The organism is Arthrobacter sp. Leaf234 (assembly GCF_001422665.1).
Classification (GTDB): Bacteria; Actinomycetota; Actinomycetes; order Actinomycetales; family Micrococcaceae; genus Arthrobacter_D.
This window is the reverse complement of record NZ_LMLU01000005.1, coordinates 42,640-68,354: the sequence shown is the minus strand read 5'-3', so window position 1 is coordinate 68,354 and position 25,715 is coordinate 42,640. Positions and strand designations below refer to the sequence as shown.

At 69.5% G+C, this 25,715-nt stretch carries 22 protein-coding genes, 1 tRNA gene and 1 riboswitch; of the genes, 8 read left to right on the top strand and 15 right to left on the bottom strand.

All coding sequences use genetic code 11. The features are described 5' to 3' along the window. Positions 1 to 6 precede the first annotated feature (6 nt). The 6 genes from ASF21_RS08175 to ASF21_RS08150 all read right to left on the bottom strand — a co-directional run bounded on the left by ASF21_RS08175 (position 7) and on the right by ASF21_RS08150 (position 9,319). Positions 7 to 1,062 carry a zinc-dependent alcohol dehydrogenase family protein gene (locus ASF21_RS08175; protein ID WP_055769558.1) on the bottom strand — a complete coding sequence of 352 codons (1,056 nt, stop codon included), beginning with the start codon at positions 1,060 to 1,062 and terminating at the stop codon, positions 7 to 9. Positions 1,063 to 1,137: 75 nt separating this feature from the next. Further along, a complete protein-coding gene (locus ASF21_RS08170) occupies positions 1,138 to 2,565 on the bottom strand; it encodes a sugar porter family MFS transporter (RefSeq protein WP_055769556.1) in 1,428 nt (475 codons plus the stop codon). Between the two features lie 336 nt (positions 2,566 to 2,901). After that, positions 2,902 to 3,804, bottom strand: coding sequence for a succinate--CoA ligase subunit alpha (gene sucD, locus ASF21_RS08165; protein WP_055769554.1), 903 nt, complete (start codon positions 3,802 to 3,804; stop codon positions 2,902 to 2,904). Positions 3,805 to 3,814: 10 nt separating this feature from the next. Further along, positions 3,815 to 4,981 (bottom strand): ADP-forming succinate--CoA ligase subunit beta, encoded by a 1,167-nt coding sequence (gene sucC / locus ASF21_RS08160; RefSeq protein ID WP_055769551.1) that lies wholly within the window; start codon positions 4,979 to 4,981, stop codon positions 3,815 to 3,817. 165 nt (positions 4,982 to 5,146) lie between these two features. After that, a complete protein-coding gene (gene pcrA / locus ASF21_RS08155; protein ID WP_055769549.1) occupies positions 5,147 to 7,636 on the bottom strand; it encodes a DNA helicase PcrA in 2,490 nt (829 codons plus the stop codon). Positions 7,637 to 7,753: 117 nt separating this feature from the next. After that, positions 7,754 to 9,319 (bottom strand): alanine/glycine:cation symporter family protein, encoded by a 1,566-nt coding sequence (locus ASF21_RS08150; protein ID WP_055769547.1) that lies wholly within the window; start codon positions 9,317 to 9,319, stop codon positions 7,754 to 7,756. 139 nt (positions 9,320 to 9,458) lie between these two features. Here ASF21_RS08150 and ASF21_RS08145 point away from each other — a divergent pair, with 139 nt between their 5' ends. The 3 genes from ASF21_RS08145 (at position 9,459) to ASF21_RS08135 (ending at position 10,666) form a co-directional block, all read left to right on the top strand. After that, positions 9,459 to 10,082: a hypothetical protein gene (locus ASF21_RS08145; protein WP_055769546.1), complete on the top strand. Its 624-nt coding sequence runs from the start codon at positions 9,459 to 9,461 to the stop codon at positions 10,080 to 10,082. 36 nt (positions 10,083 to 10,118) lie between these two features. Continuing rightward, positions 10,119 to 10,195 (top strand) — tRNA-Arg (locus ASF21_RS08140). Between the two features lie 66 nt (positions 10,196 to 10,261). Then, positions 10,262 to 10,666: an NUDIX hydrolase gene (locus ASF21_RS08135; protein ID WP_055770663.1), complete on the top strand. Its 405-nt coding sequence runs from the start codon at positions 10,262 to 10,264 to the stop codon at positions 10,664 to 10,666. 3 nt (positions 10,667 to 10,669) lie between these two features. Here ASF21_RS08135 and ASF21_RS08130 read toward each other — a convergent pair whose 3' ends face one another. Then, positions 10,670 to 12,577, bottom strand: a complete 1,908-nt coding sequence (locus ASF21_RS08130) for an ABC transporter ATP-binding protein (RefSeq protein ID WP_055769544.1) — start codon at positions 12,575 to 12,577, stop codon at positions 10,670 to 10,672. A 218-nt stretch (positions 12,578 to 12,795) separates the two neighbouring features. Here ASF21_RS08130 and ASF21_RS08125 point away from each other — a divergent pair, with 218 nt between their 5' ends. The 3 genes from ASF21_RS08125 to ASF21_RS08115 are packed head-to-tail and all read left to right on the top strand — an operon-like array spanning position 12,796 to position 15,083. Beyond that, complete coding sequence (locus tag ASF21_RS08125; protein WP_055769542.1) at positions 12,796 to 13,617, top strand: amino acid ABC transporter substrate-binding protein; 822 nt, start codon at positions 12,796 to 12,798, stop codon at positions 13,615 to 13,617. A gap of 55 nt (positions 13,618 to 13,672) precedes the next feature. Beyond that, the gene (locus ASF21_RS08120) at positions 13,673 to 14,332 is read left to right on the top strand and encodes an amino acid ABC transporter permease (RefSeq protein ID WP_055769540.1); all 660 of its coding nucleotides are present in this window, start codon (positions 13,673 to 13,675) and stop codon (positions 14,330 to 14,332) included. Continuing rightward, a complete protein-coding gene (locus ASF21_RS08115) occupies positions 14,319 to 15,083 on the top strand; it encodes an amino acid ABC transporter ATP-binding protein (protein ID WP_055769539.1) in 765 nt (254 codons plus the stop codon). Before ASF21_RS08120 ends, ASF21_RS08115 begins: the two co-directional genes overlap by 14 nt. Positions 15,084 to 15,209: 126 nt before the next feature. Here the strand turns inward: ASF21_RS08115 and fdhD are convergent, their stop codons facing one another. Further along, complete coding sequence (gene fdhD, locus ASF21_RS08110; RefSeq protein ID WP_055769538.1) at positions 15,210 to 16,037, bottom strand: formate dehydrogenase accessory sulfurtransferase FdhD; 828 nt, start codon at positions 16,035 to 16,037, stop codon at positions 15,210 to 15,212. A gap of 88 nt (positions 16,038 to 16,125) precedes the next feature. Between fdhD and ASF21_RS08105 the strand changes: the two genes are divergently transcribed. Next, positions 16,126 to 18,450, top strand: coding sequence for an FdhF/YdeP family oxidoreductase (locus ASF21_RS08105; protein ID WP_055769536.1), 2,325 nt, complete (start codon positions 16,126 to 16,128; stop codon positions 18,448 to 18,450). 75 nt (positions 18,451 to 18,525) lie between these two features. Here the strand turns inward: ASF21_RS08105 and ASF21_RS08100 are convergent, their stop codons facing one another. The 7 genes from ASF21_RS08100 to ASF21_RS08070 form a co-directional block, all read right to left on the bottom strand. After that, a complete protein-coding gene (locus ASF21_RS08100) occupies positions 18,526 to 19,785 on the bottom strand; it encodes a molybdopterin molybdotransferase MoeA (RefSeq protein ID WP_055769535.1) in 1,260 nt (419 codons plus the stop codon). Then, positions 19,782 to 20,066: a DUF6457 domain-containing protein gene (locus ASF21_RS08095; RefSeq protein WP_055769533.1), complete on the bottom strand. Its 285-nt coding sequence runs from the start codon at positions 20,064 to 20,066 to the stop codon at positions 19,782 to 19,784. Before ASF21_RS08095 ends, ASF21_RS08100 begins: the two co-directional genes overlap by 4 nt. Before the next feature lie 16 nt (positions 20,067 to 20,082). After that, positions 20,083 to 20,688, bottom strand: a complete 606-nt coding sequence (locus tag ASF21_RS08090) for a molybdenum cofactor guanylyltransferase (RefSeq protein ID WP_055769531.1) — start codon at positions 20,686 to 20,688, stop codon at positions 20,083 to 20,085. Beyond that, on the bottom strand, positions 20,685 to 21,182 hold the full coding sequence (locus tag ASF21_RS08085) for an HNH endonuclease (protein WP_055769529.1): 498 nt from the start codon (positions 21,180 to 21,182) through the stop codon (positions 20,685 to 20,687). Before ASF21_RS08085 ends, ASF21_RS08090 begins: the two co-directional genes overlap by 4 nt. A gap of 227 nt (positions 21,183 to 21,409) precedes the next feature. After that, on the bottom strand, positions 21,410 to 22,309 hold the full coding sequence (locus ASF21_RS08080) for an NlpC/P60 family protein (protein WP_055769527.1): 900 nt from the start codon (positions 22,307 to 22,309) through the stop codon (positions 21,410 to 21,412). 23 nt (positions 22,310 to 22,332) lie between these two features. Next, positions 22,333 to 23,193, bottom strand: a complete 861-nt coding sequence (locus tag ASF21_RS08075) for an NlpC/P60 family protein (RefSeq protein WP_055769525.1) — start codon at positions 23,191 to 23,193, stop codon at positions 22,333 to 22,335. Positions 23,194 to 23,198: 5 nt separating this feature from the next. Further along, positions 23,199 to 23,383, bottom strand: a riboswitch (cyclic di-AMP (ydaO/yuaA leader). 217 nt (positions 23,384 to 23,600) lie between these two features. After that, entirely contained in the window at positions 23,601 to 24,299 is a 699-nt protein-coding gene (locus ASF21_RS08070; RefSeq protein ID WP_055769523.1) for a metal-dependent transcriptional regulator, read from the bottom strand. A 249-nt stretch (positions 24,300 to 24,548) separates the two neighbouring features. On the opposite strand from ASF21_RS08070, the gene serC reads away from it, so the two are divergent. Further along, positions 24,549 to 25,673 (top strand): phosphoserine transaminase, encoded by a 1,125-nt coding sequence (serC, locus tag ASF21_RS08065; RefSeq protein ID WP_055770660.1) that lies wholly within the window; start codon positions 24,549 to 24,551, stop codon positions 25,671 to 25,673. Positions 25,674 to 25,715 lie beyond the last annotated feature (42 nt).

Below are 25,715 nucleotides of genomic sequence, written 5' to 3'. Positions count from 1 at the left end.
TGCGGGTCAGGGCTTGAGCAGCACCTTGATGGCGCGCCGCTCGTCCATGGCCCGGTACGCCTCCGCGGCGTCCTCGAGCGGCATCTCGACGTCGAACACGCGGCCGGGATCGATGGTCCCGGCCAGGACGTCCTTCAGCAGTTCGGGGATGTAGGTGTGCGCGGGGGCCATGCCGCCACCTACCGTGATGTTCTTCGCGAAGAGCACACCGATGGGGAGCTCCGGACCACCGGCGGGGACGCCGACGAACCCGAGGTGGCCGCCCGGCCGCGTGCTGCGCAGCGCCTGGTCCATCGATTCCTTGGTCCCGACGCACTCCAGCACCGAATCGGCGAGCACTCCGCCGAGCAGTTCGCGGACCTTCGCCACGCCCTCGTCGCCCCGCTCGGCCACGATGTCCGTCGCGCCGAACTCGCGCGCAAGGGCCTGCCGGTCCTCGTGCCGCGACATGGCGATGATGCGCTCCGCGCCGAGGCGCTTGGCCGCGAGGACCCCGCACAGTCCCACGGCGCCGTCACCGACGACGACGACGGTGCTGCCCGGTCCCACGTTCGCCGAGACGGCGGCGTGGTGGCCCGTGGACATGACGTCGGAGAGGGTGAGGAGGCTCGCGGTCAGGGCCGCGTCGGGCTCGGTGACGCCGTCGACCCTGCGCAGCGTCCCGTCCGCCTGCGGGACACGCACGGCCTCCCCCTGGCCACCCTGGAGGAAGTCACCGTGTTCGTCGGTGCTGCCCCAGCCGGCGAGGTGGTCGCAGGCGACGGTGACCCCGTTGAGGCACTGGGGGCACGTCCCGCAGCTGTCGACGAAGGGCGCGATCACGAAGTCGCCGACGGCGAGGTCGCGGACGTCGTCGCCCACCGACTCGACGACGCCGACGAACTCGTGGCCGATGGCCTTCGGCTCCTTCGTGGGGCGGACGCCGCGGTAGGGCCACAGGTCCGACCCGCAGACACAGGACGCGGTGACCCTGACGACGGCGTCCGTCGACCGGATGATCGTCGGGTAGTCGCGGTCCTCGACGCGGATGTCGCCGGGCCCGTGGATGATGGTGGCGCGCATGATGTCCTCCTGGAATCTTGCCTGACGCAATCGGTGGTCCCCCGTCGCCACACTACAAGCCACGGGCGGCTCGCCCTATCGCACGGAGCTGCCCGCGTCCTCCTTGAACCGGCGCTCGATCTCCTCCAGGGTGCGTCCCCGCGTCTCGGGGATGTAGCGCCGGGCGAAGACGATCGCCGCGACACCCAGGACCACGAACACGAAGAACGTGTTCGAGATGGTGATGGCATCCATGAGGATCGGGAAGCTGAGGCTGACGGCGAAGTTGACCATCCACAGCACGAACACCGCGACTCCCATCCCGAGCCCGCGCAGCCGCATCGGGAAGATCTCCGACAGCATGAGCCACGTGACCGGCGAGATGGCGCCCTGCTGGAAGGCCAGGAAGGTCACGGTGAGCGCAAGGACGAGGAACCCCCGTGCGGTTCCCTCCGGCACCAGCAGCGAGACGAGCCCGATGGCCAGGAGTGCCGCCGTCGTCCCGATCTGGCCGACCAGCAGCATGGGTCGGCGCCCCACCCTGCCGAGCAGCCAGATGCCGACGAAGGTCGCGGCGACGGAGATGACGCCGTTCGCGATGTTGGCGGTCAGCGCCGCCTGGGTACCGAAGCCCGCGACCACCAGGATCTGCGTGCCGTAGTACATGATCGAGTTGACGCCGGTGATCTGCTGGATGACGGCGAGGCCGAGCCCGACCACGACGATGCGTCGCAGCCACGGCTCGCGCAGATCACGGATCCCGGCCTTGTCCTTCTCGCGGTCCTCCAGGGCGAGGGCCTTCACCTCCTCGTACTCGATGCGGGCGGCAGCCGGCGGGCGGAGTCGCTGCAGCGCCCTCAGGGCGAACCCGAAGGCCCCGTGCGCCGCGAGCCAGCGCGGGCTCTCCGGGACGAAGTACATGCCGATCCACAGGCCGATCGCGGGGAGGGTCGCCAGGACCAGCATCCACCGCCAGATCCCGTGGCTGTCCCCGAACACGGTGCCGAGGAAGGCGCTCGTGCTGAAGGCGATCAGCTGGCCCGTGACGATCATGAGCTCGTTCCGGGTGACGGTCTGCCCACGGCGCGCGGCCGGCGAGAGCTCCGCGAGGAAGATCGGCACCATCACGGACGCGCCACCCACCGCCAGTCCGAGCACCAGCCGCGCGGTGACCATGACCGTGACGTCGGGCGCGAGGGCGGTGCCGAGCGTCCCGACGAGGAACACCACGGCGAGCACGATGATCATCCTCCTGCGCCCGTAGGCATCCGCGAGGCGGCCGCCGGCGAGCGCGCCGAACGCGGCGCCGAAAACGAGCGAGCTGGCCACCAATCCCTCGGTCACCGGGGTCAGGCGGAGGTCGTCCACCATGAAGGGCAGCGCGCCGTTGATCACGCCCGTGTCGAAGCCGAACAGCAGGCCGCCGAGGGTGGCCACCCAGGTGACACGGCGCAGGTACCTCCGTTGCTGGTCGCCGTCGGCCTCCGCCGTGTCGACGGCCCTGCTCCTCGTCGCGCCGCTCATCGTCCGTGCATCTCCTGCGTGTGTCGTGGTGGTGTGTGCTGCCGCCTGAAGCCGTGAGGGCTGCGCGCCCTGCGTGCCCACGCTAGTTCCTGCACGCCCGGTCTGCAGCCGCGAGGAGCCCTGGATCCACGTTGACACCGGCGGACGCCTGAGCCACCGCCCCGGCCCCTGCGCGTGCTCCTGCACGTGTCCCTGCCCCGAACCTGCCCCGAACCTGCCCCTGCCCACGCGCGTGCTCCTGCACGTGCCCCTGCCCCGAACCTGCACCGAACCTGCCCTGAACGCGAAGCAGCCTCCCCCGCGGGTGTGCGGGGGAGGCTGCCGGACGAGCATGGATCAGAGGGTCGCGTAGACCTCGCGGAGGAGCTTGGCGGTCTCGGACGGCGTCTTGCCGACCTTCACCCCTGCTGCTTCGAGCGCTTCCTTCTTGGCCTGCGCAGTTCCCGCGGAGCCGGAGACGATCGCGCCGGCGTGGCCCATCGTCTTGCCCTCGGGTGCCGTGAAGCCGGCCACGTAGCCGACGACCGGCTTGGTGACGTTGGCCTTGATGAACTCGGCGGCGCGCTCCTCGGCGTCCCCGCCGATCTCGCCGATCATGACGATGGCCTTGGTCTCGGGATCGGCCTCGAACGCGGCGAGGGCGTCGATGTGGGTGGTCCCGACGACGGGGTCACCGCCGATGCCGATCGCCGTGGAGAAGCCGAGATCGCGCAGCTCGAACATCATCTGGTAGGTCAGGGTGCCGGACTTCGAGACGAGGCCCACGCCGCCCTTGCCGGTGATGTTCGCCGGGGTGATACCCACGAGGGACTCCCCGGGTGTGATGATGCCGGGGCAGTTCGGGCCGATGATGCGCGTCACCTGGTTGCCGTCGGCGTCGACCTTCGACTGGGCGAGCGCCCAGAAGGAGGCCGAGTCCTGCACCGGGACACCCTCGGTGATGACGACGACGAGGCCGATGCCGGCCTCGATCGCCTCGACGACCGCGTCCTTCGTGAACGCGGGCGGGACGAAGACGATCGACACGTCGGCGCCGGTCTCCTTCATCGCTTCCTCGACGGTGCCGTACACCGGCAGGGTGACGTCGCCGTGCGTGACACTGGTGCCGGCCTTGCGGGCGTTGACGCCGCCGACGACCTGCGTACCGGCCTTCAGCATGAGGGCGGTGTGCTTGGTGCCCTCACCGCCCGTGATGCCCTGCACGATGACCCTGGAGTCCTTGTTGAGGTAGATAGACACGGGTGTTCCCTTACTTTCCGTAGGCCAGCGCGGCGGCCTTGTCGGCGCCTTCGTCCATGGTGTCGGCGAGGGTCACCAGCGGGTGGTTCGCCTCGGCGAGGATGCGGCGTCCCTCGTCGACGTTGTTGCCGTCGAGGCGCACGACGAGAGGCTTGTTGGCCTCGTCACCCAGCATCTCGAGGGCCTTGACGATCCCGTTCGCCACGGCGTCGCAGGCGGTGATCCCGCCGAAGACGTTGACGAAGACGCTCTTCACCTGCGAGTCGTTGAGGATGACGTCCAGGCCGGCGGCCATGACCTCGGCGGACGCTCCACCTCCGATGTCGAGGAAGTTCGCGGGCCGCACGTTGCCGTGAGCCTCGCCGGCGTAGGCGACGACGTCGAGCGTGGACATGACCAGCCCGGCACCGTTCCCGATGATGCCGACCTCGCCGTCGAGCTTGACGTAGTTGAGGTCGTTCTCCTTGGCCTTAGCCTCCAGGGGATCGGCGGCGTCCTTGTCCTCGAGTGCGGCGTGGTCCGCGTGGCGGAACTCGGCGTTCTCGTCGATGGTGACCTTGCCGTCGAGGGCGAGGATGTCCCCTGCGCCCGTCTTGACGAGCGGGTTGACCTCGACCAGCGTGGCGTCCTCCTTCACGAAGACGTCCCAGAGCTTGAGGATGGTGTGGATGACGCCCTCACGCAGTTCGGGCGCGAACCCGGCGGCGTCGACGATCTCCTCGGCCTTGGCCTGGTCGATGCCGGTCGCGGGGTCGACGGCGATGCGCGCGAGCGCTTCGGGCCGCTCGACGGCGAGCTGCTCGATCTCCATGCCGCCCTCCACCGAGCACATGGCCAGGTAGTTGCGGTTGGACCGGTCGAGCAGGACGGAGAAGTAGTACTCCTCGGCGATGTCCGCGCCCTGCGCGATCATCACCTTGTGGACCGTGTGCCCCTTGATGTCCATCCCGAGGATGTCAGAAGCGTAGGAGAAGGCCTCGTCGGGGGTCTTCGCGACCTTGACGCCGCCGGCCTTGCCGCGGCCACCGACCTTGACCTGGGCCTTGACGACGACGACGCCGCCGATCTTCTCGGCTGCCGCCTTTGCTTCTTCTGGGGTGTGCGCAACGATTCCGGCGAGCACGGGAACTCCGTGTGCCTCGAAGAGATCGCGCGCCTGATATTCGAACAGGTCCACGGGCTAGAGTCCTTCTACGTCGAAGTAGGTTTACAGAGGGAACTTTAGCCCCCTCGACCCGAGGGCCTTTTCCAGACTATCGGTTTAGTGAGTAAGCCCACACTTCTATCTTTTGTAGAATTCGGGCCTGTTCTGGTATCCCCGAAAAGTGCGGGATTCCGGCGATCAGGCCACCTTCGTCAGGGGCGCGTAGCGCAGCAGCAGCCTCTTCTCGCCGGCGTCGAAGCGCACCTTCGCGACCGTCTTGTCACCCGCGCCCTCGACCGCGAGCACCGTCCCGTTGCCGAAGCTCGCGTGGTTGACGTGGTCCCCCACGGCGACCGAGACGACCTCCTTCTGGGGCTGGACGCGACCGATCGCCTTCGCAGGGGCGACGCTCCCGCCGGCGAAGCCCCCTCCGCTGGCTCCCCAGTAGGAGCCGCTGAACCGCGGACCGCTCGTGCTCCCGCCGGACGAACTCCACGACTGCTTCGCGGCGCCCTCCCGCTTCCAGTGGATCAGCTCCTCGGGGATCTCGCCGACGAACTGGCTGGCCGGGTTGTACTGGCTCTGGCCCCACATGCTGCGGACCTCGGAGCGGGTGATGTAGAGACGCTGGCGTGCACGAGTGAGGCCCACGTAGGCGAGCCGGCGTTCCTCGGCCAGCTCCTTCGGATCGGTGGCCGAGCGCTGGTGCGGGAAGATCCCCTGCTCCATACCGGTCAGGAAGACCACGGGGAACTCGAGCCCCTTCGCGGTGTGCAGGGTCATGAGGGTGACCACTCCCTGCCGGCGGGCCTCCTCGACGGCACGCTGGACGTCGGCGGCGGACCCGTCGGGGGCGTCGGGGATCTGGTCCGCGTCAGCGACGAGTGACACCTGCTCGAGGAAGTCCCCCAGGGTGCCCTCCGGGTTGTCGCGTTCGAACTCCCGCACCACCGCGACGAGCTCCGCGAGGTTCTCGACGCGCGACTCGTCCTGGGGGTCGTTGCTGGTCCTCAGCTGCTCGAGGTAGCCGGTCTGCTCGAGAACGGCCTCGAGGGCCGCCGACGCGCCCGAGCCGGCGGCCACCTCCGCGAGGTCGTCGATGAGCTTGACGAACCCGGTCACGGCGTTGACCGATCGCGTCGCCATGCCGGGGGCCTGGTCGGCGCGCCGCAGCGCCTCCATGAAACTGATCCGCTCCCGTTCGCTGAGGGCGGCGATGGCGTACTCGGCGCGATCGCCGATGCCGCGCTTCGGCTCGTTGAGCACGCGGCGCAGGTTGACGACGTCGTCCTGGTTGACGAGGACGCGGAGGTACGCGAGCGCGTCCTTGATCTCCTTGCGCTCGTAGAAGCGGGTGCCGCCCACCACCTTGTAGGGCAGCCCGACCCGCAGCAGGATCTCCTCGATGGACCGCGACTGCGCATTGGTGCGGTAGAAGACCGCCACGTCACCGGGGCGCAGGTCGTCCTCGTCCTGGAGGCGGTCGATCTCCTCGGCGATGAAGCGTGCTTCCTCGTGCTCGTTCTCGCCGACGTAGCCGACGATCTTCTCGCCGCTGCCCTCGGCGGTCCACAGGCGCTTCTCGGGCCGGTTCGGGTTGCGCGAGATGACGGCGTTCGCCGCACTGAGGATGTTCTGCGTGGAGCGGTAGTTCTGCTCGAGCAGGATCGTGCGGGCGCTCGGGTAGTCGTTCTCGAACTCGACGATGTTGCGCACGTCGGCCCCGCGGAACGCGTAGATGGACTGGTCGGAGTCGCCCACCACGGTGAGCTCCGCGGGATCGTCGGTGGACTCGCCGGGTACCCCCACGATCTCCCGCACCAGCGCATACTGCGCGTGGTTGGTGTCCTGGTACTCGTCCACGAGGACGTGGCGGAAGCGGCGCCGGTAGTAGTCCGCAACGCCGGGGAAGGCCCTGAACATGTAGACGGTCTGGGCGATGAGGTCGTCGAAGTCCATGGCGTTGGCCTGGCGCATGCGCTGCGCGTATCCCGTGTACACCTCGGCGACGGCCTGCTCGAACGGATCCGCGAGGTTCACCGTCGAGGCGAACGACTCCTCGTCCACCAGTTCGTTCTTCAGGGCGGAGATCTTGTGCTGGATGGCTTTGGGCGGAACCTTCTTCGGGTCCAGGTCCAGCCCCTTGGCCACGAGCGTGATGAGGCGCAGAGTGTCCGCGGAGTCGTAGATGGAGAAGTTGGAGTTCAGTCCCACGGAAGCCGCCTCGCGGCGCAGGATGCGGACGCAGGAGGAGTGGAAGGTGGAGATCCACATCCGCTTCGCCACGTCCCCGATGAGCCCCTCGATGCGCTCCCGCATCTCCGCCGCGGCCTTGTTGGTGAAGGTGATGGCGAGGATCTGGCCGGGATGCGAACGGCCCGTGGCCAGGAGGTAGGCGATCCGGTGGCTCAGCACGCGGGTCTTGCCGGACCCGGCACCCGCGACGATGAGCAGGGGTGAGCCGCCGTGCTTGACGGCTTCCTCCTGCTGCGGATTCATGCCCAGCAGGAGCTCGTGCGCGCGCTGCTCGTCCACTCCCGCGCGCGCCGGCACGTGGTCCGCGGCAGGGTCTCCCGATGCCGGACCCGTCCCCGCACGCGGCACCGCGGTGGCCATCGCGGCCTCGCGCGCCCGCTTCTTCTCGGCAGGGGTGGGAGGGGAGACGTAGGGATCGAAGAGCATGTCCATGGTGCCTCCAAGTCTAGGCCGTGACCCCGACAGTCCGCCCGGCCCGGCAGGCCCCGCACGCGGCACCGCCCCCGCCGGGAGACCCTGCGGGGGCGGTGCGTACAGCGGGCGGAGGAGCTATTTCTCCGCCCGGAGCTCGTCCTTCTCGATCCCGAGGATGAGGAGCTTGCCGCTCTTGCGGTCCGCGAGGTACTCCCGCATCTCCCGCTTGATCACGGGGAGCAGGAAGTAGACGCCGAGCAGGTTCACGAAGGCGCAGACGAACAGTGCGGCATCGGCGAAGCTGATGACCTGGCTGAACGTGAGCACGCAACCGGCGACCGTGAAGAACAGGAACACGATCTTGTAGGTGATCTCCGCCGTCTTGCCCCGGCCGAAGAGGAACTCCCAGGCCTTCAGTCCGTAGTAGGACCACGTGATCAGGGTCGAGTAGGCGAAGAGGACGACGGCGATGGCGAGGACGATGGGGAACCACGGCAGCACGGTGGCGAAGGCGTCCGAGGTCAGGATGACGCCGTCGGGCGTGTCTCCACCGCTCTGCACCTGATCGATGCCCGCCTGCAGGCTCGGCGCACCGGCGATGACGATCGCGAGGGCCGTCATGGTGCAGATGAGCACGGTGTCGACGAGCGGCTCGAACAGGGCCACGAAGCCCTCGCTCACGGGACGGCGGGTCTTGACGGCGGAGTGGGCGATGGCGGCGGAACCGACGCCTGCCTCGTTGGAGAACGAGGCCCGCTGGAACCCGACGATCAGGACACCGAGGATGCCTCCAGCGATTCCCTGGGGATTGAAGGCACCGGTGATGATCGCCCCGAAGGCGCCGGGCACCTGGTCGATGTTCGCGATGATCACGAAGAGGCAGGCGAGGACGTAGATGCCGCCCATCGCGGGCACCAGGCGCGACGTCGTGGCGCCGATGGACTTGATGCCGCCGAGGATGACGATCGCGACGAAGAAGGCGAGGACCAGTCCGAAGATGAGGGCCGCGCCGGCGCTGCCGAGGAAGCCGTCCGCACCGCCCGTGACGTTCTGCACCTGGGCGAAGGTCTGGTTGGCCTGGAACATGTTGCCGCCGGCGATGCCGAAGATGAGGATCGCGACGGCGAAGATCCCTGTGAGGATCTTGGCCGGGATGCGGCCGAGCTTCTGGAAGGCGATCGGCAGGTACTTGAACGGACCGCCGCTCACGGTGCCGTCCTCGTGGACCTCGCGGTACTTCACGCCGAGCGTGCACTCGGCGAACTTGGTCGCCATGCCGATCAGCCCGGCGCAGATCATCCAGAACGTGGCGCCCGGGCCACCGAGGGCCATGGCAGCACCGACACCGGCGATGTTGCCGAGCCCGACGGTTCCGGAGAGGGCCGAGGTGAGCGCCTGGAAGTGCGGCACCTCGCCCGGATCGTCCTTGGCGGAGTAACGCCCACGCACGACTTCGTAGCCGACCTTGAGGCCGCGGAGCTGGGGCACCCCGAAGTAGATCGTGAAGATGATCCCGGCAAGGATGAGCCAGGCGACGACGGCGGGGAAGCTGACGTCGCCGATCGTGATCGGGAAGAACACGATGCTGGAGAAGATCTCGGTGGGTCTCGCGAAGGCGTTGTTGATCGCCTCGTCGATGGCGGCGAGCCAGCCGACGTCCTCGGTGACCGTCGCCATGGGGAGTGCGGTGTGAATATGCATCCCACCAATGAACCGCTTTTCCGGTGTGAAGGCAATCACAACGGGCTGCCGGCGGGGGGACGTCATCCGATCGCAACGCAGTTCACATGGTGTTCACAGCCCGGCGTGGAACTCCTCCGGCGTCGCCCATACTGGGACGGTGGCGAAGACCAGGGCGCAGATAGCACGCAAGCATGCGACCGGCACTCCTGTGCCGGTGGCTCCCCCGACCGACGGCCGCCGGAAGAACAACGGCTCGCTCGTCCTCGTCGCAGCCGCCGTGGCCTCCCTGTTCCTCTTCTGGTACCTCCACCTGCTCACGCTGGGCCAGATGACGCAGCTCTCCGACGGCCTCACCATGCCGGACATGCTCGTGGGTGGGTACGACGCGGGCTACGTGGAGCGCCTGCGCGGGGCGATGGACGACGACGCCCGAGGCCAGCTGAGCTACCTGCACAGGACGGCCGGCACGCTCTTCCCCCTGATCTTCGCGTTCGCCTGGCTCCTGCTCGTCCAGCTCAATGTCGGGCGGCGGTGGCTCCGGTGGCTGCTGTGGTCGCCCGTGATCCTGTTCACCGTGGCCGACCTCTGGGAGAACGTCGCGATCGACACGGTGCTGGCCCAGGCCGTCCCCGAACCCGGCGCCGTCGCGCTGGCCTCGGTGCTGACGGTGTCCCGGTGGATCCTGCTGGCCCTCAGCCTCATGGCGGGGGCGGCTGCGGTGTTCCTGCCGCGGCGGCTGCGGGGTGTCCCCGGCGCGGACACGACCGCGCGGACCGGGTAAGCTGGGACCGCCGGATCGGTGCTCCACCGATCCCGCGCCTCTGTAGCTCAGTAGGATAGAGCGTCCCTCTCCTAAAGGGAAGGTCGTCGGTTCGATTCCGGCCAGGGGCACCACCACGACCGAGGACGGGCTTCCCTGCCCGTCCTCGCTCTGCGTCGAAGGGACCCGCGGTGCACGTCATGCCCGTCATCACGGTCACGGCCCTCTGCCTCCTGGACGCCCACGGGCGCCTGCTGCTGGTCCGCAAGCGTGGGACGTCCGTGTTCATGCAGCCGGGCGGGAAGCCCGAGCCGGACGAGACGCCCGCCCGGACGGGCTCCCGTGAACTGCAGGAGGAACTGGGACTGACCGTGCGCCCGGAGGAGCTGACACTCCTCGGGACCTGGTCGGGGCCCGCCGCCAACGAGGCGGACACCCGCCTGGTCGCCACGGTCTTCCTGTGCCCTCTGGCCGGCGAGCCGCGGCCTGCGGCCGAGATCGAGGAGCTGAACTGGCTCGACCTCGGTGCAGCGGGACTCCGGGGCGACCTCGCCCCGCTGCTCACCGACTACGTGGTCCCCGCCCTGCTGTCACTGCGGGGATGACCGTCAGACGCCGGTGAGAGCCTCGGGCTCCTCCTCTGCCGCCACGTTCTTCTGCACGGCGAACTGCGTCCGGTGCAGCTCCTCGTACCGGCCTCCCTGCGCCAGCAGTTCGTCGTGCGAGCCCCGCTCCACGATCGTGCCGTCCTCGACCACGAGGATCAGGTCCGCACTGCGGATCGTCGAGAGCCGGTGCGCGATCACCATCGCGGTGCGCCCCTCGAGGGCCTCGCTGAGGGCAGCCTGCACTGCCGCCTCCGACGTCGAGTCGAGAGCCGCCGTCGCCTCGTCGAGGATGACGACGCGCGGATGGGCGAGGAGCAGGCGGGCGATGGTCATGCGCTGGCGCTCACCGCCGGACAGCCGGTAGCCGCGCTCCCCCACCATCGTGTCCAGCCGGTCGGGCAGCGATCGGATGAGCGGTTCGAGGCGGGCGCGGCGGACGGCGTCCCACACCTCGCCCTCCGTGGCCTCGGGGCGTGCCAGGCGGAGGTTGGACAGGATGGTCTCGTGGAAGAGGTGCCCGTCCTGCGTCACCATGCCGAGCGTGTGCCGCATGGACGCGAACGTCACGTCGCGCACGTCCGTGCCGCCGAGCCGCACGGCACCGCTGTCAACGTCGTACAGGCGGGACAGGAGCTGCGCGATGGTCGACTTCCCGGCTCCCGAGGTGCCCACGAGCGCGACCGTCTGGCCGGGCTCGATACGGAAGGAGATCCCGTGGAGCACCTCCTCCCCGCCGCGGGTATCGAGCGTCGAGACCTCCTCGAGCGAGGCCAGCGACACCTTGTCCGCGGACGGGTAGGCGAAGCGGACGTCATCGAACTCGACGGCGACCGGACCGGCGGGCACGCCGATGGCGTCGGGCTTCTCCTGGATCAGCGGCTCGAGGTCGAGGACCTCGAACACGCGCTCGAAGCTGACGATGGCGCTCATAATCTCCACGCGGGCGTTCGCCAGACTGGTGAGCGGCGCGTAGAGGCGCGTCAGCAGGAGCGCGAGCGTGACGACTTCACCGGTGTCGAGCTGCCCCTGGAGGGCCAGGAAGCCGCCCAGACCGTAGACGAGCGCGAGCGCCAGGGCGGACACCAGCATGAGGGCCGTGAAGAACACGAACTGCAGCATCGCGGTCCGCACGCCGATGTCCCGCACGCGGGCCGCGCGGACGCGGAACTCCTCGGCCTCCTCGTCCGGCCTGCCGAACAGCTTCACCAGCGTGGCACCGGGGGCGGAGAAGCGCTCCGTCATCTGCGTGCTCATGGCCGAGTTGTGGTCCGCGGCCTCGCGCCGGAGGGCTGCGAGGCGGCTGCCCATGCGACGGGCAGGGACGAGGAAGATGGGCAGCATGACGACGGCGAGCACCGTGACGAGCCAGGACGTGCTCAGCATCACCGCGAGCGTGAGGATCAGGGCCACGAGGTTCGTCACCACACCCGACAGGGTCCCGCTGAACGCCTGCTGCGCGCCGATCACGTCGTTGTTCAGGCGGCTCACGAGGGCACCGGTGCGGGTGCGCGTGAAGAAGGCGATCGGCATCTTCTGCACATGGTTGAACACGGCTGTGCGGAGATCCAGGATGACGCCCTCCCCGATCCGCGACGAGTACCAGCGGGTGACGAGCGAGACGGCGGCATCCGCCACGGCGACGATCGCGATGACGACGGCGAGCCACACCACGGTGCCTACCTCACCCTGCGCGACGATGACGTCCACCACCTGCCCGGCGAGCACCGGCGTCGCGACGGCGAGGAACGCCCCGGCGACCGACAGGACGATGAAGATGATCAGCTTCGAGCGGTAGGGCACGGCGAATGTCAGGATGCGGCGGACCGACTCTTTCGAGAATCCGTGCCGGCCGTCCTTCGCCGTGGAGATCTTGTAGAGCGAGCTCCAGGCCGCGCCTTCCATGCTCATAGCCATTCCTTCCAAGGATGCCAGTCCCGGCTCCGGTCCACGGTTCCTGGACCCCCGCCGCAATACTTCGGAACAATAAGTGCGTGCCCCGGTGTTGACCCCAGTAGTGTTCGACTCCGGTCCCGGCCGGGTGGAGCGGACGTACGTAGGGTTCAAGCCTTCGTCGGTCCCCACCATTCCCTACCGCCGTGATCGCCTCACCAGATCGAAGGAATCCCATGAAGAACCGCCTGTCCGTCCTCGGCGCCACTGCAGCGCTCACCCTCGCCCTCGCAGGATGCGGCTCGTCGTCGACCCCTGCATCCGACGGCGGGGCGAGCGAGCCCGCCGCGCCCTCCTCGCTGCAGGAGATCCAGGACTCCGGCGTCCTCACCGTCGGGACCGAGGGGACCTACCGGCCCTTCAGCTTCCATGAGGGCGGCAGCGGCGACCTCACGGGATACGACGTCGAGGTCATCACCGCCGTCGCGGAGAAGATGGGTGTGGAGGCCGAATTCCAGGAGACCCAGTGGGACGCGATCTTCGCGGGCCTCGAGGCGGGTCGCTTCGACGTCATCGCCAACCAGGTCTCCATCACGGACGAGCGCAAGGAGACCTACGACTTCTCCGAGCCCTACACGGTGAGCGCCGGCGTGATCGTCACGACCGCGGACAACGGCGACATCTCCTCCTTCGAGGACCTGGCCGGGAAGACCACCGCGCAGTCCCTGACGAGCAACTGGAACGACCTGGCGAAGGAGAGCGGCGCGAACGTGGAGCCCGTCGAAGGCTGGGCGCAGTCCATCACGCTCCTCGAGCAGGGCCGCGTGGATGCGACCATCAACGACGAGCTGACCTACCTGGACTACCAGAAGACCGACAGCAACGAGAACATCAAGATCGCGGCCACCACCGAGGAGACCTCGGAGAGCGCCGTAGCCGTCCGCAAGGGCAGCACCGAGCTCGTGGACGCGATCGATACCGCGCTCGAGGAGCTGCGCGCCGACGGCACGCTCGCCGAGATCTCGGAGAAGTACTTCGGCTCCGACGTCAGCGAGTGATGCCGGCGCACGGCCCGTGGCGGCGATCGTCAGCGCGACGCGGAGGGGCTGACTGATGGACTGGGAGCTGCTGCGCACGTCCTTCTGGCCCATGCTCTCCGGCGGACTGACAGGCACCATCCCGCTGTCCCTCGCCTCGTTCGCGCTCGGGCTGGCCCTGGCCCTCGTCGTCGCCCTCATGCGGATCAGCGGGCAACCCGTCCTCTCGGCGATCGCCCGTTTCTACGTCTCGGTCATCCGTGGCACGCCGCTGCTGGTTCAGCTGTTCGTGATCTTCTACGGCCTGCCGTCCATCGGCCTGACGATCAACCCCTGGCCGAGTGCCATCATCGCCTTCTCGCTGAACGTCGCAGGCTATGCGGCGGAGATCGTGCGTGCGGCGATCCTCTCGGTGCCGAAGGGCCAGTGGGAGGCCGGCCACACCATCGGGATGTCCCGGAACCTGACCCTGCGGCGGATCATCCTGCCGCAGGCCGCGCGGGTCTCCGTGCCGCCGCTGTCCAACACGTTCATCAGCCTCGTCAAGGACACCTCCCTGGCCTCGCTGATCCTCGTGACGGAGCTGTTCCGCGAAGCCCAGCAGATCGCCTCCTTCTCGCAGGAGTTCCTTCTGCTCTACATGGAGGCCGCAGCGATCTACTGGGTGTTCTGCCTCGTCCTGTCCAGCGGCCAGTCCGCCCTCGAGAAGAGATTGGACCGCTATGTCGCCCACTGATGCCCTGCTGACGGTCACCGGCCTGCAGAAGTCCTTCGGCGGCAACCAGGTGCTGAAATCCATCGACCTCGACCTGGCGGACGGGCAGGTGACAGCGCTCGTGGGACCGTCCGGGTCCGGCAAGACCACCGTGCTGCGGTGCCTCAACGGACTCGAGACGCCCGACGGCGGCACGGTCGCCTTCCGCGACGGGCCGTCGGTGGACTTCGGCGCGAAGGTGTCACGGAAGGAGGCCCTCTCGCTCCGCGATCGCAGTGCCATGGTCTTCCAGACCTACAACCTCTTCCCGCACATGACGGTGCTCGAGAACATCATCGAGGGTCCGGTCCGGGTACAGAAGCGTGCCCACAAGGACGCCGTCGCGGACGCCGAACGGCTCCTGGACCGCGTGGGCCTCGCCGACAAGCGGAACGACCATCCCTTCAACCTGTCCGGCGGACAGCAGCAGCGCGTCGGGATCGTCCGCGCCCTCGCCCTGCAGCCGGACCTGCTGCTCTTCGACGAGCCGACCTCCGCCCTGGATCCGGAGCTGGTGGGTGAGGTGCTGACGGTCATCAAGGAGCTCGCGGAGGAGAAGTGGACCATGGTGATCGTGACACACGAGCTGGCCTTCGCCCGCGAGGTCGCGGACGAGGTGGTGTTCATGGACGGCGGCGTCGTCGTCGAGCACGGCCATCCCGACCAGGTGCTCCGCACCCCGCGTGAGGAACGGACGCGGCGCTTCGTGCAGCGCCTGCTGAACCCGTTCTAGGCGGCCGAGGCCGGCCTCCCCGTGTCGGGGCCGGCCGGATCCCTGCGCGATGCCCTGCACGATGCCCTGCACGATGCCCTGCACCCGTCGGGCCGACACGGGCCCGTCGGGCGGCGGGCGGCCCGGTCAGGCCGAGATGCGCTCGGGGTGCGAGTAACAGTTCAGCGACGTCCCGCGGCTGAAGCCCACGAGCGTCAGTCCGGCGTCGTCGGCCAGGTCCGCGGCGAGGGACGACGGCGCACTGACGGCCGCGAGCACCGGGATGCCCGCGAGCTGCGCCTTCTGGACGAGTTCGAAGGACGCCCGGCCCGAGACCTGCAGGACGGTGCCCCGCAGCGGCAGCATGCCTTCGCGGAGCGCCCAGCCCACCACCTTGTCGACGGCGTTGTGGCGTCCCACGTCCTCGCGCAGGCACAGGAGCTCGCCCTCGGCGGTGAAGAGTCCGGCGGCGTGCACGCCTCCTGTACGGTCGAACAGCTTCTGGTTCTCCCGCAGGCGGTCGGGCAGCGACGCGAGGATCCCGAGGTCCACGGGCGCGGTGTCCTCGTGCAGGTCGAACCGCGAGGACTTCCGGACGGCGTCGATCGACGCCGTCCCGCAGATGCCGCAGGAGCTGGAGGTGTAGACATGGCGTTCCATCGCCGTGTCCGGGAGCTCCACGCCGGGACGCAGCTGCGCCTCGACCACGTTGAAGGTCTGTCGGCCGTCGTCGTCCACGCCCGCGCAGTACCGCAGGCTGGGCAGCTGGCCCGGCTCCCAGACCACGCCCTCGGAGACCAGGAAGCCGGCCACGAGGTCGAAGTCGTCCCCCGGGGTCCGCATGGTGACGGTGAAGGCGCTGCCCCCGAGTCTGATCTCCAGGGGTTCCTCCCCGGCGAGGACATCCTCGCGGCGACCGGTCGGTGCCCCGATGCGGAACTTCGTGATGCGGCGGCGCTGTGTGACCCGGTTCATTCGACTCTCCTTACCTCGGCCCTATGATGAGGTTAGTTGACCCCAGACACCACATGGTGTGTCGACGACGACACGAGGATGTGCACACGTGGCAACAAAGGCCCCGAAGGACAATATCGACGAGTCCCAGCTGACCGTGGGAGCTCGGAAGACGCGGGCGGTGGGACTGCCCGCCGTCATCAACTCCCTCAAGATCTCGATGGACCAGATGGGGCCGGTGCGCAGCGCGCAGACCCTTCTCGCGGTGAACCAGGTCAAGGGCTTCGACTGCATGGGCTGCGCCTGGCCGGAGGGCGACAAGCGGCACACCGCCGAGTTCTGCGAGAACGGGGCCAAGGCCGTCGCCGAGGAGGCGACGCGCCGCACCGTTCCGCCGACGTTCTTCGCCGAGCACTCCGTCGAGGACCTCATGACGCGGGACGACTACTGGCTCGGCCAGCAAGGGCGCCTCACGCACCCCATGCTGCTCGACGACGGCGGCACCCACTACCGCGCCGTGTCCTGGGACGAGGCGAACCAGGTCATCGTCGACGAGCTCGCGGCGCTCGACAGCCCGGACGAGGCCGTCTTCTACACCTCCGGACGTACCTCGAACGAGGCAGCCTTCGTGTACCAGTTGCTGGTCCGCGGCATCGGTACCAACAACCTGCCCGACTGCTCGAACATGTGCCACGAATCCTCGGGCTCCGCGCTCAACGAGACGCTCGGCGTCGGCAAGGGCACGGTGTCCCTGCTGGACCTCGACACGGCACCGCTGATCATCATCGCCGGGCAGAATCCCGGCACCAACCACCCCCGCATGCTCACGTCGCTGGAGAAGGCCAAGAAGAACGGCGGGGCGATCGTCGCGATTAATCCCCTCCCCGAAGCCGGTCTGATGCGCTTCGAGAACCCCCAGAACCCCATGGGGCTGCTCGGCACGCGCTTCGGCGGCGGCACGGCCCTGGCGGACGACTTCCTGCAGATCCGCATCGGCGGCGACCAGGCGCTGTTCCGTGGCCTCGGCAAGCACCTCCTCGAGCGCGAGGAGGCGACCGGCACGGTGTTCGACCATGCCTTCATCGCCGAGCACACGCTGGGGCTGGAGGACTACCTGACAAGCCTCCGGGAGACCAGCTGGGAGGAGATCACGACGGCGAGCGGCATCTCCAGGGCCGAGATCACGAAGGTCGGCGACCGCATGATCGCCTCACCCGGCACCATCGTCTGCTGGGCCATGGGCCTGACACAGCACAAGCACTCGGTGTCCACGCTGCGCGACGTCGTCAACGTGCTGCTGCTGCAGGGCAACGTCGGCAAGCCCGGAGCCGGGGTCTGCCCGGTCCGCGGCCACTCCAACGTACAGGGCGACCGCACCATGGGAATCTTCGAGCGCATGCCCGAGGCGTTCCACGACGCCCTCGACAAGCGCTTCCACTTCGCCTCCCCGCGCCGGCACGGGTTCGACACCGTGGCCGCGATCCGGGCGATGCGCGACGGCAAGGCACGGGTCTTCATGGGCATGGGCGGCAACTTCGTCCGGGCGACCCCGGACACCAACGTCACGGAACAGGCGCTGCGGAACACACGGCTCACCGTGCAGGTCTCCACCAAGCTGAACCGCTCGCACCTCGTGACCGGCACCCGGGCCCTCATCCTCCCGGCTCTCGGCCGCACGGACCGGGACACCCAGTCGGGTGGCGACCAGCGGGTCACCGTCGAGGACTCCATGAGTGCGGTCCATGCGTCGACGGGCCGCCTGAAGCCCTCGAGTTCCGAGATGCGGTCGGAGATCGCCATCGTCTGCGAGTTGGGCGACCGCCTGTTCGCCCGCGAGGACAGCCCGTTCCGCGACAACGCCCCGCAGCTGGACTGGCAGGCCGCGCAGGCCGACTACCGCGTCATCCGGCAGCACATCAGCGCCGTGGTGCCCGGCTTCGACGACTTCGAGGACCGCATCGACAAGCCCGGTGGCTTCGTGCTGCCGAACGGTCCCCGCGACAGCCGCACCTTCACCACCGCCACGGGCAAGGCCAACTTCACCGCGAACCTGCTGGAGTACCCGAAGGTACCCGCGGGCAGGCTCATCCTGCAGACGCTGCGCTCGCACGACCAGTACAACACCACGATCTACGGCAAGGACGACCGCTACCGCGGCATCCACAACGGGCGCCGCGTCGTGTTCCTGAGCCCACAGGACATCGCGGAGGCCGGGCTCGACGACGGCGACATGGTGCACCTCGTCTCCGAGTGGTCGGACGGCGTGGAACGGCGTGCGGAGGACTTCCGCGTGGTGGCCTACTCGACGCCGAAGGGGTGCGCGGCGGCGTACTATCCGGAGACGAACGTCCTCGTCCCGCTGGACTCGACCGCGGACATCAGCGGGACGCCGACGTCCAAATCCGTGATCATCCGGGTCGAGAAGGCCGCCTGACGGGCGGGTCGGACCGGGGCGGGCGGCCCCGGTCCGACCTCGTCCCGGCCTGACCGCCGCGGCCCCGGTCCGGCCTCAGGCCAGCCAGGGCAGGGACAGGGCGGGGACGGCGTCGCCCGCCGAGCAACCCTCCGCAGGCACCACGAGGACGCCGTCGGCCGCGGCGAGTCCGCGCAGCATGCCCGAGCGCTGGTGTGTGCTCGGCACCGCGCGGCCGCCCTCGAGCCGGTACGGCACGAGGCGGCTCCTGCCCCGCAGGGGTCCGAAGGCGTCGGCACTGGTCACCGTGACCGGCTCTTCCAGGGGCGAGCCCCGCAGGCCTGCGAGCAACGGTCCGGCCACGGTGAGCATGGCCATCATCGCGGCGAGCGGATTGCCCGGCAGCCCCACGAGGAAACGGCCGTCCGGCAGGCGTGCGAGGAGCGTCGGGTGGCCTGGACGCATCGCGATGCCGTCGATGATCAGCTCGGCGCCCAGCTCGGTGAGGGCACGGCGGATGTGGTCCGCGGAGGAGCTCCCGGTCCCACCGGTGGTGATGAGTACGTCCCCGGAAGCACGTGCGAGGGAGAACTCGTCGGTCGCCTCGGCGCTGATGGCGGCGATGACGTCGTCGAGGTCGTCCTTCGCGCGGCCCGCCACGTCGACATGGCCGCCCAGCATCGCGACGAAGCCGGGCAGCTGGGGCCCGAAGGTGTCGCGTACCTGTCCGGCGTGCGGCAGGCCGTGCTCGATGACCTCATCGCCCGTCATGAGCAGGGACACCCGCGGCGCCCGGAGCACCGCGAGCGTGTCATGCCCGCACACCGCGGCGAGGGCGATCTGCGCCGGGTTGAGGACCACCCCCGCGGGGATGGCCTCGGAGCCCGCCTCGGCCTCCTCCCCCGCCGGCCGGACGTGCTCGTACTGCGAGGGCTCGTCGGCACGCGCGGCCTCGTTGCGGTCCAGGACGTCACCGCGGATGGATCCGTGCTCCGTGCGGAGGATACCCCGCGCGTTCTGCGGCACCACACCCCCCGTCAGGATGAAGGTCGCCTCGCCCGGCGCCAGGGACACCTCCCCGGAATCCGCGTGCGGTGCGGGCCTGCCGCGGGGGTGCTCCTCGGGAACCGCGTGGCTGACCAGCGTCCAGGGGGCGTCGCCGTTCACGGCCCAGCCGTCCATGGCGGAGGACGCGTAGTGCGGGATGGCCTGGAGCGCATGGACGGATTCGGCCAGCGTCTGCCCGAGGGCGTCCGCGAGGGGGACCGTCTGGAACGGCAGCGGCATCCCGGCACCGTGCGCCAGGCGACGTGCCTCCGTCCAGTCGACGTCGTGTGCTCCGGCGGCCTCGCTCATGCGGTCCCGCCGTCCGCAGCCGCATCCGTGCAGAGCGAGTCGGCCACCGCCATCGCGGAGCTGATGGCCAGCTGCTCCTCGGCCTGCCCGCTCCCCACGGCCAGGCCTGCTGCGTACCCCACCACGAAGGTCGTCAACGGAGCCGCGGGACGGACCACGCCGTGGGCCGCCTTGCCGGCGAGCTCCAGGACGGCGTCGATGTCGACGTGCGTCCCCTCGATCTCGAACGCGGCGAGCAGCGTCTCCGTCCATTCCTGCAGCAGTCTCTGGCGATCGTCCATCAGCCCTCCGGGCGGTTCAGGGGACATCGACGCCCAGCGCTCGTGCATCACTCCAGGTGTCGACGTCGTGCGTCGTGCCCGGCGGAACCGGGACCGGTCTGGTCCTCACACTAGCAAGGAGGCTGCGCATCGAGAGATCCTGCGCAGTTCCGTGCGCCAGCACGCCGTCGATCGCTGCCGCAAGGTCCGCGCTCCGGTAGACGGCGGCGAGCGGCTGGTCGCGGCCGCCGTCGAGCGCGACGAGGGAAGCTTGTCCGTCTTCTGCCCGTGCCTCGGCCAGCAGGATCGTGAGGAGGTCCGCGACCCTCGGCATGTCACACGCGACGACGACGCACCAGGGCGCTCGCGGTGCCCGCCATGAGGTGAAACCGGCCACGAGGCCCGCGGCCGGCCCCGCGAAGGGCGGATCCTCCCGGACGATGGTCGGCGCACCGGCCAGGGTACCGGGCTCCGTGTCCGGGCCGACGACGACCAGGCGGTCCGCGTCGACCAGCGCCGAGCAGGTGTGCTCGAGCAGGGTCCGGCCGCCCAGGAGCAGTCCGGCCTTCGCCACGCCGCCCAGGCGGGAGGACCTGCCGCCGGCGAGGACGATCGCGTCGAACCGCACGGGAGCGGGCGTCATGCGGCCCGCTGGGACAGGAACTCGTTCCACTGCGGGGCCGGCTTCTCCAGCTCGCGGATCTGCCACTGCGGCCCCCGGGGCGGGAGGGGGACGATCCGCAGGCTCCAGCCCAGGCTGGAGAGGGTCTTGTCACCCTTGGCGTTGTTGCAGGTGAGGCAGCAGGCCACGAGGTTCTCCCACGTGTCCTGGCCCCCGCGCGAGCGCGGCATCACGTGGTCTATCGTCGATGCCGGCCGCGCGCAGTAGGCGCAGAGGTGGTTGTCGCGACGGAGGACCCCCCGCCGCGTGGCCGAGACGTCGTACCGGTACGGGACCTTCACGTATCGGTTGAGCAGGATCACGGAGGGCCGTCCGAGGATCTCCGTGGGGCCCACGATCGGCTCGTCGTCCTCGGCCACCACGCTGGCCTTCCCCGTGAGCACGAGCACCAGCGCCCGGCGGAAGGTGACCACCGCCAGTGGTTCATACCCTGCATTCAGAACAAGAGTGCGCATGGCACGTTCCTCTTTGCTGACCTGTTCCCCGCAACCGGGTGCCATCCCGGGGTACGGGAGAAGAGCTTCGGATTGACACTGCAAGGGTAAGCCGGGCGCAGGACGGGGGCTAAACGGCGCCGATCGGGACGTGACGTGTCGCGAGCTGGTGGTCTCGGCAGTCCTGTGCCGGATGCACGGAAGGATCGGCGCGATGCGCCGGTCCTTCCGTCCTGCTCGGTGGCCGATCAGCCGCCGACGCGGATGTACACGCCGCCCGAGCCGAGCTCGGCGGGCGCGATCACCGTGGTGTTGCCGTTGAATCCGCCGTGGACGGCCTGACCGCCACCGATGTACACGGCGATGTGGGCCATGCCCATGCCGCCGTCGGCGTAGTAGATGAGGTCACCCGGGATGGCCTCGCCGGCACTGACCGTGCGGCCGAGGGACAGGTACCCGGCCGGCCAGCCGTGGAAGTTGATGCCGGCGGCGGCGAGGGCATTGCTCGCCAGGCGGGTGCAGTCCTGCATGACGCCGAGCTGGCCCTTCGCAGCTTCGGCGATGGTCGCGGCGACACTGGAGGACACCGCGGGTGCCGGAGCGGGGGCGGTGACGGGCGCCGGTGCAGGTGCAGGTGCAGGTGCCGCGACGGGAGCCGGGGCGACGGCGGGAGCGGCGACGGCCGCAGCCTGGGGAGCCTGCGCAACGGCCGCCGGGGCGGCGACGGCGGGAGCTGCCGCGGCGACCGGTGCTGCCTCGACGACGGGAGCGGTCTCGACGACGGGGACGGCGACCTCCTCGACGACGGGAGCCACGACGACCGGGGCCTTCGGGGTCTTGACGACAGGCTTGGCCTTGACCTTGACCGGCGTCATGTTGAAGGACACGACGGACGAGTTCGAGGCGACGACGGCCGCGCGAACCGACGAGACCGAGACGTTGGAGGTGGCTACCTCACGCTGCGGCTGCAGGTCGGCGGCGTTGGCCGCGACACCGCTGGTGAGGACGAGGCCGGAGGCCGCGACGATGACGGCGGCCTGGCGGCCGATGCCGCCGGCGTTGGTGGTGACTGCTGCGGCGAGGGCGGAGAAGCCGGCAGTGGTCTGCGCTTCTGAGCGGTGGCGGGCGATCGTGGTGCGTGAAGTCATAAGGGATTCTCCGTGTGTGGTGATCAGCGGACGCGGACGAAGCTTGCGCCGGGAAGGTCTGACAGGTTGTGGATGTCGGTGTTCATGCCGTTGAGGCCACCGCTGATGACCTGGCCGTTGCCGACGTAGATCGCGACATGGCCGCCGGTGATGACGAGATCGCCCGCGGCGGGCGTGCCGACGACGTCACCGAACTGGAAGAACTGGCCCGGGGCCAGGTCTCCGACGGACTTGCCGACGGAGCGCAGGGCGGTCTCGACCATGGCGGTGCAGTCCTGCGCGACGCCGATCTGGCCGTAGGCGGAGGCCACGAGTCCGGCGGCGACACCGGATGACGGAGCGGACTGCTCCACGGGGGCTGCGGGCGCCGGAGCGGCAGGAGCAGGTGCGGCGGCTGCAGGCGCTGCGGCGACCGGGGCGCTGGGCGCGGCAACCGGCGCGGCGACGGCGGCCACGGGTGCTGCTGCGACCGGAACCTCCACAGCGGGAACGACCGGTGCTGGTGCCTCGACGGCGGCGACGGGTGCGGGGGCCGCGACGACGGGGGCTTCCTCGACGACGGGGGCTTCCTCGACGGGCTTGGGGGCGGGGGTGACCTCGACGGCGACCCGCTCGAACGTGACCTTCGCCGTGGCCGGGACCGTGACCTCGGCGGAGACGACGCGGCTGATGGTCAGGGCTGAGGAGGACTGGACCTCACGGTCCGCGGTGGTGACGCCGTGGGCCGGCAGGCCGGCCGTGAGGACCAGGCCCGAGGCGGCGACGATGACGGCTGCCTGGCGGCCGACGGAACCGGCGTTGGATGCGACTGCTGTCGACAGGGTGGTCAGCGGGCTGACCGTCTTGGGCGCGCGGTGGCGGCCCAGCGAAGAGCTGGTGGACACGGTGGATTGCCTCTCCCAACGCCTGCGAGGTGAGCTGTCGGATTCGGATGGGAGTCACCCGGCCGCTGCGTGAGCAAGCGACTTAACCCCAAGGATTTCTGTGCAGAAACCCGAAATTGGTTCCCCCGCCTCTGCCATGCGATGGTGCGGACGGACCTCCGGCAATGGCAGAGCTAGGCGATTTGCAGGAGGGTGCCGGATCTAGAGCGAATTTGGCACGAGATGAAGGCTACAACAGAAAGCACCCTATGTCACGTTCCGGTCACGGAACGGTATGTTCTTGGTGACGGCGACCATCCGAGGCGCGCCCAGGCGCGAAGAAATCGCCGTGCCGGCGCCGTGACGGTCCGGGGCCAAGCACCGTCAGGGACCCGCGGTGGAGCCGTCAGGGACCGGTGGTGGAGCCGTCAGGCGGCGACGGACACGAAGACGTGCGACGCGACCTCGGGGGGCAGCTCGAGGGCTCCCTCGACGCCCGGGACACGCACGGAGACGTACCCGCCCACGGACTCCAGCGCGAGGTCCGCACCGGGGCGCAATCCGCCCTCGTCCAGCTGGGTGAGGAGTTCGGGATCGACCTGGATGGGCTCGGCGAGACGGACGAGCGTTACCCGCTTGTCGGGTGAGTAGGTACCCATGGCCGAGAGCAGGGTGACGACGCCGTCCGTGAACAGCTCCGACCGGATGCCGCCGATGGCCTCGAGACCGGGGATCGGATTGCCGTACGGCGACTCCGAGGGCTGGCCGAGCAGTTCGTACAGCCGCCGCTCGACACGCTCGCTCATGACATGCTCCCAGCGGCAGGCCTCGTCATGGACGTACGCCCAGTCGAGGCCGATCACGTCGCTGAGCAGGCGCTCGGCCAGGCGGTGCTTCCGCATCACGCCGGTGGCCCGGTGCCGCCCGAGTTCGGTGAGTTCGAGGTGGCGGTCACCGGAGACGACCACGAGGCCGTCTCGCTCCATCCGCCCGATGGTCTGGGAGACGGTCGGACCGGAGTGGCGCAGCCGTTCGGCGATCCTCGCACGGAGCGCCACGATGTTCTCCTCCTCGAGCTCGAGAATGGTCCGCAGATACATCTCGGTGGTGTCGATGAGGTCCGTCATGCGGGTCAGCTCCTTGGTGCGGTGCGGGTGCGCGGCTGGAATGCCTCACGCGGGTGGGGCACCGCGGCCGCCACAGCCGGTTCCGCCCCATGCCTCCCAAGGTTAACCCATGCGACCGCTCCGGGGATTCCCGCCGAGGGGGTCGCCGGCGGGCGCGGAGGGGCCCCGGGCATCCGTTCACAAATGGAGGGCCACCCGCTGCTGGGGCAGAATGAGGGCGATACCCCCGCCGATCAGCTGGAGCACCCCATGAGCGAAGCGCCCCGCATCCCCGACCACCTCCTGCCCGCCGACGGCCGCTTCGGTGCCGGTCCGTCGAAGGTGCGGAGCGGCCAGATCGATGCGCTCGTCGCCGCCGGACCAACGCTCCTCGGCACCTCGCACCGCCAGGCGCCGGTGCGCGACCTGGTCGGGCGTGTGCGCGAAGGACTGTCCTCCTTCTTCGGCGCCCCGGACGGCTACGAGGTGGTCCTCGGCGTCGGCGGTTCGACGGCGTTCTGGGACGTGGCGACGTTCGGCCTGGTCGACGCGAGGGCGCAGCACCTCTCCTTCGGGGAATTCGGGTCGAAGTTCGCCTCGGCCACCACCCGGGCACCGTTCCTGCAGGAATCGAGTGTCATCACGTCCGCGCCGGGCAGCCGTCCCGATCCCGTGGCCGAGGCCGGCGTGGACACCTACGCGTGGCCGCAGAACGAGACCTCCACGGGCGTGGCCGCACCCGTCCGCCGGGTGGCGGGAGCGGACGACGGCGCACTCGTGGTCGTCGACGCCACGTCCGCGGCCGGGGGGCTCGACGTCGACGTCTCGCAGGCGGACGTCTACTACTTCGCCCCGCAGAAGAACTTCGCCTCGGACGGCGGACTCTGGCTCGGGCTCTTCTCCCCCGCCGCCCTGGAGCGCGCCGCACGCATCGCGGCGGGCGACCGCTGGGTCCCGGACTTCCTGAACCTGCAGACGGCCATCGACAACTCGCGGCTGAACCAGACGTACAACACGCCGTCCCTCTCGACCCTCGTGACGCTCGACGCCCAGGTGGCCTGGCTGAACGGCCAGGGCGGCCTGCCCTTCGCTGCGGCCCGCACCGCGGACTCAGCCGGCCGGCTCTACGCCTGGGCGGAGGCCTCCCCGATCGCCGAGCCCTATGTCGCCCGGGCCGAAGACCGCTCGAACGTCATCGTGACCGTGGACTTCGACGACGCGGTCGATGCGTCGCGGATCGCCGCGATCCTCCGCGCCAACGGCGTCGTCGACGTCGAGCCCTACCGGAAGCTGGGCCGGAACCAGCTGCGCATCGCCACCTTCGTCTCGATCGAGCCCGACGACGTCTCCGCGCTGATCGCCTGCATCGACCACGTCGTGGAGCACCTCCTCTAGACCGGCAGGACCGCCTCTCCAGCCGTCGTGGAGCACCTCCTC